This window comes from Allobosea sp., from assembly GCF_036675845.1.
GTDB lineage: Bacteria > Pseudomonadota > Alphaproteobacteria > Rhizobiales > Beijerinckiaceae > Allobosea.
This window is the reverse complement of sequence record NZ_JAKFED010000024.1, coordinates 1-3562: the sequence shown is the minus strand read 5'-3', so window position 1 is coordinate 3562 and position 3562 is coordinate 1. Positions and strand designations below refer to the sequence as shown.

At 68.7% G+C, this 3562-nt stretch carries 6 protein-coding genes and 1 pseudogene; 2 read left to right on the top strand and 5 right to left on the bottom strand.

Annotated features, from left to right (window positions below):
- A partial coding sequence (locus V6M56_RS01400; protein ID WP_465247576.1) for a hypothetical protein occupies window positions 1-195 on the top strand: 195 nt, incomplete at its 5' end.
- Between the two features lie 48 nt (window positions 196-243).
- On the opposite strand, the gene V6M56_RS01395 is transcribed toward V6M56_RS01400, so the two are convergent.
- Window positions 244-693, bottom strand: coding sequence for an ELM1/GtrOC1 family putative glycosyltransferase (locus V6M56_RS01395; protein WP_442881052.1), 450 nt, complete (start codon window positions 691-693; stop codon window positions 244-246).
- Window positions 694-916: 223 nt separating this feature from the next.
- On the opposite strand from V6M56_RS01395, the gene V6M56_RS01390 reads away from it, so the two are divergent.
- Window positions 917-1381, top strand: a complete 465-nt coding sequence (locus V6M56_RS01390; protein ID WP_332680779.1) for an Lrp/AsnC family transcriptional regulator — start codon at window positions 917-919, stop codon at window positions 1379-1381.
- A gap of 4 nt (window positions 1382-1385) precedes the next feature.
- Here V6M56_RS01390 and V6M56_RS01385 read toward each other — a convergent pair whose 3' ends face one another.
- The 4 genes and pseudogenes from V6M56_RS01385 to V6M56_RS01370 all read right to left on the bottom strand — a co-directional run.
- The gene (locus V6M56_RS01385; RefSeq protein ID WP_332680778.1) at window positions 1386-1880 is read right to left on the bottom strand and encodes a hypothetical protein; all 495 of its coding nucleotides are present in this window, start codon (window positions 1878-1880) and stop codon (window positions 1386-1388) included.
- On the bottom strand, window positions 1873-2361 hold the full coding sequence (locus tag V6M56_RS01380; RefSeq protein ID WP_332680777.1) for a hypothetical protein: 489 nt from the start codon (window positions 2359-2361) through the stop codon (window positions 1873-1875). Before V6M56_RS01380 ends, V6M56_RS01385 begins: the two co-directional genes overlap by 8 nt.
- A 66-nt stretch (window positions 2362-2427) precedes the next feature.
- Window positions 2428-2901: a transcription elongation factor GreA gene (greA, locus tag V6M56_RS01375; protein ID WP_332680776.1), complete on the bottom strand. Its 474-nt coding sequence runs from the start codon at window positions 2899-2901 to the stop codon at window positions 2428-2430.
- Window positions 2902-3007: 106 nt separating this feature from the next.
- Window positions 3008-3562 (bottom strand): annotated as a pseudogene (locus V6M56_RS01370) (carbamoyl-phosphate synthase large subunit); the annotation flags it as partial.

The following is a 3562-nucleotide window of genomic DNA, read 5'->3' as shown; positions in this document are numbered from 1 at the left end:
CTCGGCGATCCGACCTATGCAGGTGCATTGGCCGAGGCCCAGTTGGGTCTCTCCGTGTATCACGTGCTCGAAGAGGAGTTCCGCAGCCTGATCGACGACGAGATCTGGGAAGACCAGATCGGCGTCATGGCCGACGTGCTCGACGCCGAGGGGATCTCCGCGGCGGTCAAGGGCATGCGCGACCAGAAGCCGTAGCGACGGCAGTCTGCCCCCGGCTTGCGGGCCGGGGGCACGATCGCCGCGTCAGTCCGGCGCGGGCTTCTTGGACGCCTCGTCCCACTCGGCGCGTGCGCGATCGAAGGCGTCCGGGTCCAGGCGGTCGTGCTGCGGCACCCAGATCAGGTCGGCGGCGGTGGCGCCGGTGCGCGGGTCCTTGAGGAACACGGTGAAGCTTCGCCCGTTCGAGGCCTTCTTCAGTGCCCGCAGATAGGCGACCGCGCGGCGGCCCGAGGCGATGGCGATGTCGGGGAAGGGCGGGCGCAACGGGCTGCCTGGCCGGTCAGGCCCCTCGCGCGGGTCGATCGGGCCGCGCGGCATCAGCCAGGACCAGGGCCGGCCCGGGCTGACCCGGCGGATTTCGGGGGCGAGGCCGAGGCGCTCGGCGACGCCGAGGCACTGGACCTCGTCGCCGGCCTTGCCGTCGGTCAGGACCCAGAGGGTGGGAATGGGTTCTGAAGGCTGGTGCTCGCCCAAGAATGATACCCCCAACGCCAGCCCTCATCCTGACGAGCAGCCTTCAGGCTGCGTCTCGAAGGATGCTCCAGCGCGTACTGGAACCATCCTTCGAGACGCGGACTAACGTCCGCTCCTCAGGATGAGGGCTCGAATAGTGGCCACGCCGAAGCTGGCATGGTCTTCGCCTTGTATCGCGTGGACACTGCGTCTACACCAGCGCGACCTTTTTCCGGGGGGATTTGTGCGTTCCAAACTCGACGAGATCGACCTTCGCATCCTGACCGAATTGCAGCGTGACGGGCGGATGACCAATGTCGAACTCGCCAGCCGGGTGGGCATTTCGCCGCCGCCCTGCCTCAGGCGCGTGCGGGCGCTGGAGGAGGCCGGGGTGATCACCGGCTACCGGGCGCAGCTCGACGAGCGCAAGCTCGGCATCGAGGTGGTCTGCTTCGCCTTCGTCCATCTCGCCAGCCAGGCCGAGGCCGATCTCGCCGCCTTCCAGAGCCGGATTCGCGACTGGCCGACGGTGCGCGAGTGCTGGACGCTGTCGGGCGACATCGACTTCATCCTGAAATGCGTGGCGAGCGACCTGAAGGCCTTCCAGGACTTCGTCGGCGAGCTGACGGCGCTGCCCAATGTCCGCAATGTCCGTACCGCGCTGGCGCTCGACCGGGTCAAGGACGAGCCGATCGCGCCGCTGGGCTGAGACCTCAGCCGAGCACCATCTTCCGGATCCAGGCGGCGTGGTTGACGATCAGCCGTTCGACGCGGCGCTGGTCGATCCCCGGTGAGAACCAGGCGCCGGAATCGCTGGCGGCATTCATCGACAGTACCGGATAGGTGGCAAGCACCTCGCCCTTGCGGCCGGTGACGGTGACCAGGCTGTCGAGATAGTCGGAGGTCGCGCCATCGTCGATGTCGCCGCCGACATAGGTCGGCATGGTCAGTCCGCGCAGGGCGACGGTGAGCGTCGCGCCGCCGTCCTGCCGCTGGCCTGCGAAGCCGCGTGCCAGTTCCTGTTCGAGCCCTGCCTTGACTACGCCGGCGCGCGGGCCGACGCCGAGCTCGACCAGCCGCGAGACATCGACGCGGATGGCGCCGATCGCGGTGCCCGGGCCGAGGGGAGGGATGGTCTGGCAGCCCGCCAGCAGCAGCGCGGTCGCCGCGAGGACGAAATGGCGGCGCGTGGCCGGCGGCTCAGCCACCGAGATAGCGCCGGATCCAGAGCGCGTTGTTCGCGAGCAGCGCTGCGACGCGGCGCGGCTCGGTGTCCTGCAGATACCAGGCGCCGCCGGAGCTGGAGAGCTCCATGGAACGGATCGGATAGCTGGCGAGGACGCGGCCGCGGTCGATGAGCTCGGCGAGGGTATCCATGTTGTCGTTGCTGGCGCTGCCGCCGTCGCCCGCCATTCCGCCGCCGGCGAAGCTGGCGAGCCAGAGGCCCTGCACCGTGACGTAGAGCGTCGGGCCGCCGCGCTGGCGCAGCGGGGCGAGCTGGCGGGCGAGCTCGACCTCGAAGGCGCGGGCGATCCTGCCGGCATTCTCGCCCCAGCCCTGCGGGCCGAGGCGGCGGGCATCGACGCGGATGGCGCCGACGGCTGCGCCCTGGGCCAGGGCCCGAAACGAAGCGAGCCCGCCTGCGGCAAGCGCGGCGGACCCGGTGAGGAAGGCGCGACGGCTGGTCATGGCGGCATCTCCGGCGGCAGGCTCACCTCAATCTAGGGGCTGATGCCGGGATGGCCAAGAAGCCGTTCAGCGAAAGGCGACGCTGACGACCTCGTAGGACTTGCCGCCGCCCGGCGTGTTGACCTGGACGGAATCGCCGACCCTCTTGCCGATCAGGGCGCGCGCGATCGGCGAGCCGATCGAGACCTTGCCGGACTTCACGTCGGATTCCGGCTCGCCGACGATCTGGTAGAGCTTCTCCTCCTCGGTGTCGTCGTCGATCAGCTTGACGGTCGCGCCGAACTTGATCGTGTCGCCGCCGAGCTTCGAGATGTCGATGATGTCGGCCCGGCCGATCAGCGATTCCAGCTCCATGATGCGGCCCTCGTTCAGCGACTGGGCTTCCTTGGCGGCGTGGTACTCGGCGTTCTCCGAGAGGTCGCCCAGCGCGCGCGCTTCGGAGATCGCCTGGATGATGCGCTGGCGCTCGACCTGCTGCCGCTGCTTCAGCTCGACTTCGAGAGCGGCGAATCCGCCGGCCGTCATAGGAACCTTGTCCATCGTCCCGTCCCAGTTCCGAAACGCGATGCGGCGCCGGCCGGTCGAACCCGCTGCCAGCGCCGTCGCTTCCGATCGTTAGAGAAACTATTCCAGCACGCCGCCCGATTCAGGCAGCGCTGTCGAAATAGGATTGTAGCGACCTCACTTCGAGATCGCCGCTGCAATAGGCACGGATGCCTTCGGCCGCGGCGATCGCTCCGGCCAAGGTGGTATAATAGGGCACCTTGTGCAAGAGGGCTGCGCGGCGCAGCGGGCGCGAGTCGGCGAGCGCCTGCGGGCCCTCGGTGGTGTTGAAGACGAGCTGGATTCCGCCGTTCTTGATCGCATCGACGACATGCGGGCGGCCTTCCAGCACCTTGTTGATCTTGCTGGCGCGGATGTCGTTCTCCTGCAGCAGGCGCTGCGTGCCGCCGGTCGCCAGGATCTGGAAGCCGAGATCGGCCAGCATGCGGATCGCCGGCATGATCCGCGGCTTGTCCTGATCGCGGACCGAGACGAAGACGGTGCCCTTGACCGGCACCTTCGAGCCGGCCCCTAACTGGCTCTTGGCGAAGGCGACGTCGAAGGAGCGGTCGAGGCCGATGACCTCGCCGGTCGAGCGCATCTCCGGCCCGAGCAGCACGTCGACGCCGGGGAAGCGCGCGAAGGGGAAGACCGCCTC

Bases quoted from the DNA above. Each gene is read 5' to 3' on its own strand.
- V6M56_RS01380 (WP_332680777.1), bottom strand. From the start codon at position 2,361: ATGACCAGCCGTCGCGCCTTCCTCACCGGGTCCGCCGCGCTTGCCGCA.
- greA (WP_332680776.1), bottom strand. From the start codon at position 2,901: ATGGACAAGGTTCCTATGACGGCCGGCGGATTCGCCGCTCTCGAAGTC.